We start from the raw sequence: 2,813 nt of genomic DNA, 5'->3' as shown, positions 1-2,813 counted from the left end.
CCCAGCCATATGACGTTAATCATGAGAGACGCCCCCTTCCGCCCCGAAACGGAACAGGGCGCGAAGCGCGCTAGAGACCGCCTGAAGCCATGTATCCGCCGGATAGGCCGAGGTAGAGGTGTATTTTTCCATATATGGATATGATTCCGGCGGCAGGCGTTCAGGCTCATAGACAGGTACCTGACCGATGGGCTCACCGCCCAGCTTCAGCACGAGCGTTCCCCGCAGCCCGAAGTTCTTGTCTGCACGGTTTTTGGTCCCCCGCTTCGAATTCAGAACCAGTTCCGTGACGATCCGCTCCTGTTCTCCCTGCTTGAGCGGATAGGAGAAATTTAGGCCCGCTGCGAGCTCATAGCCCTTCAGCTTCTCGCCGCGCTCGATAATCGTTCTTAGGGGGAACCGATTAAAGCCAAAGTTGAGCAGCGTGGCATGGTCGTTCCAATCATTGCCATCATTAAGCGTTACCGCGACCAGCTGCTGTCCTCCCCGGGTCGCGGAGCTGACGAGGCAGCGGAGCGCTTTTTTCGTATAGCCCGTCTTCACGCCGTCCGCTCCTTCATAGAGCCGCAGCATTTTATTTTTGTTGCTCCATTTGTAGTCCCATTTATCGTACGGATTATCTGCCGTCTTCACCTGCGTCTTCACAATTTCCTTGAATACGGGATTATGCAGCGCATAGGCTGTCAGCTCGGCAAGATCATTGGCGGTGGAGTAATGTTCTTTGGCGTCAAGACCGTGAGGATTGGCAAAATGGGTATGGGCGAGTCCCAGCGCCTCCGCCTTGGCATTCATAAGATAGACAAAACCTTCTTCAGAGCCGCCGACATGCTCCGCGATGGCCGTCGCCGCATCATTGCCCGAACGCAGCATCAGACCGTACAGCATGTTCTCGAGTGTCATCTCCTCGCCATGTCTAAGGAACAGAGACGATCCTTCCTTGGCAAAAGCGTTCTTGCCGACCTTGACCTTGCTGCTTAAATCGCCGTTCTCAATGGCGACGATAGCGGTCATGATCTTGGTCAGGCTAGCGATCAGCATCGGCTCATCACCGTGGCTGCTGTAGAGTATCCGCCCGGACTCCACATCAATCAGCGCGGCCGCCTTGGCATGGGTTGATACGCTCTCTTGCTCCGTTTCCGTTTCAGCCGCCGCAATCGGAGTGAAGAGCAGGAGCAGACTGATGCAGACCAGAGCTAGAGAAGATCCGAATTTTACTCTCTTCATGTTCACCCTCCGGGTTCTTATCGGCTTTTTGTACAAGTGTATGCTTGTTTCGGGAACGGTATGTCCTTTCCTTTCACGATGCGCAAAAAAGGATACCGCGGCTAGCGATATCCTTATGTTTGCGGCAGGCCGCACCGGTCTTACGGCATGCCCCGGCATGAACCGGATTGACGGAGGCCAGTCTGCCGTACTCCCTTTCGGTTACTGTGTTACGGTTACCGGTTGTGCGGGAGGCTGTGTATTTTGCTGTGTAGTCGCGTTTCCGCCTTGACCGCCTTGCCCCCCTTGAGCGGGGAACATCGACTGGATTTTGTCGATCAGCCCTGGGGTGGCATCAATAATTTTCTCGAAAATATGAGTTTGGTTGTCAAGCGGCACGATATGCACGCCTTGCTGACCGACGACAAGAAAAGCGATTGGCCGGATGGAAACTCCGCCCCCGCTGCCCCCTCCGAACGGAAGCAGCTTTACGCCGTTCTGTCCAGCCGCTGGCTTGTCTTCATCTTCCACACTGAAGTCACTGCCCCCTGCGGCAAATCCGAATGCAACTTTACTAATGGGCAAAATCGTGCTGCCGTCCGACGTCTGAACCGGCTCTCCGACGATGGTGTTGACGTCTATCATGCCTTTAATGTTTTCCATCGCGGTCTGCATCAGACCTTGAATGGGGTGATCACTCATATTGGTATCCTCCTTCGGCTTCTAGGGAATAGAATTCCTTCACAACGTATATTCCCCCGAAAGAGGCGTTACTATGTAACCCGGCAGGATCATGCGGCTCTTTTTTCCCGTTTACGCGACTGGATCTCACGGACAAGCGCCTTCCATTGTCTGATCCCTTCATCCGCCTGCATGGCCCGGACCAGCAGCCTGAATCCCGCATACAGGGCGTAGCCCACCGATATTCTTCCGGCGCAATCGACCTCGGTGGAGAATTTCACGTCATCATCGAACACCGGAACTACGAACAGGCGCGGACGATGCATCAGCTTCACCCACTGCGAGACCCAGCCGACCAGGCTCCACTTCAGCCCCCAGAGCACCCCGGCCGCCGTGGCCGTTCCCGCCGCGTCGCCGAGTGAAAAATTCGTGGACCAATCCAGCTTCGTAATCTGCAGATGGGACAGCGTATCAGCGGTCCAGCGTTTCAGCCCTTGCGTGGCGCGCAGCGCTTTTTTTCCATATTCCATCCATTCCTTGACGTCATCCTTGTCGATATCGGCCTCTTCCTTGTTCGACGATTTCACTGGCGCGATACCGGTCTCTTCCAACTTGACATGCAGCCCGCGCTCCAATCCTTCAAATGCGAGCGCCGGAAGCGAGTAATGACGCTTAACCAGTCCGAAAAGGGCGGTGATATCAATCACGATCCGGTCATCCTGTCCTGTTCTGTTCAGCCTGAAATGAATATGAATGCGGGAAGAGAGCAGCAAGATCGAGACAGCCAGCAGCAGGGCGCAAATTAACAGCCATAGCTTCACGTGTTAACCTCCAAGCAACCTTTGATAGGAATCCTTGGATTAGTATGGCATTTTTGGACTGGAAAAATTCACTTGAACACTCCCCCACTTAGCTAACACTTGAAGTAG

Annotated in this window: 3 protein-coding genes; all 3 read right to left on the bottom strand. The window is 54.4% G+C overall.

From position 1 onward, the window contains the following. Positions 1 to 15: 15 nt before the first annotated feature. The gene (locus L691_RS0101420; RefSeq protein WP_025688329.1) at positions 16 to 1,224 is read right to left on the bottom strand and encodes a D-alanyl-D-alanine carboxypeptidase family protein; all 1,209 of its coding nucleotides are present in this window, start codon (positions 1,222 to 1,224) and stop codon (positions 16 to 18) included. 201 nt (positions 1,225 to 1,425) lie between these two features. Continuing rightward, on the bottom strand, positions 1,426 to 1,905 hold the full coding sequence (gene ytfJ, locus L691_RS0101415) for a GerW family sporulation protein (protein ID WP_025688328.1): 480 nt from the start codon (positions 1,903 to 1,905) through the stop codon (positions 1,426 to 1,428). A gap of 89 nt (positions 1,906 to 1,994) precedes the next feature. Continuing rightward, positions 1,995 to 2,705: a DUF2953 domain-containing protein gene (locus L691_RS0101410; RefSeq protein WP_025688326.1), complete on the bottom strand. Its 711-nt coding sequence runs from the start codon at positions 2,703 to 2,705 to the stop codon at positions 1,995 to 1,997. Between the last annotated feature and the right edge of the window lie 108 nt (positions 2,706 to 2,813).

It is taken from the genome of Paenibacillus zanthoxyli JH29 (assembly GCF_000520715.1).
GTDB lineage: Bacteria > Bacillota > Bacilli > Paenibacillales > Paenibacillaceae > Paenibacillus_AQ > Paenibacillus_AQ zanthoxyli.
This window is presented reverse-complemented; position numbering and strand designations above follow the sequence as displayed.

Excerpts from the sequence above, each read along its gene's own strand:
- L691_RS0101420 (WP_025688329.1), bottom strand. The coding sequence starts at position 1,224 with ATGAAGAGAGTAAAATTCGGATCTTCTCTAGCTCTGGTCTGCATCAGT.
- ytfJ (WP_025688328.1), bottom strand. The coding sequence starts at position 1,905 with ATGAGTGATCACCCCATTCAAGGTCTGATGCAGACCGCGATGGAAAAC.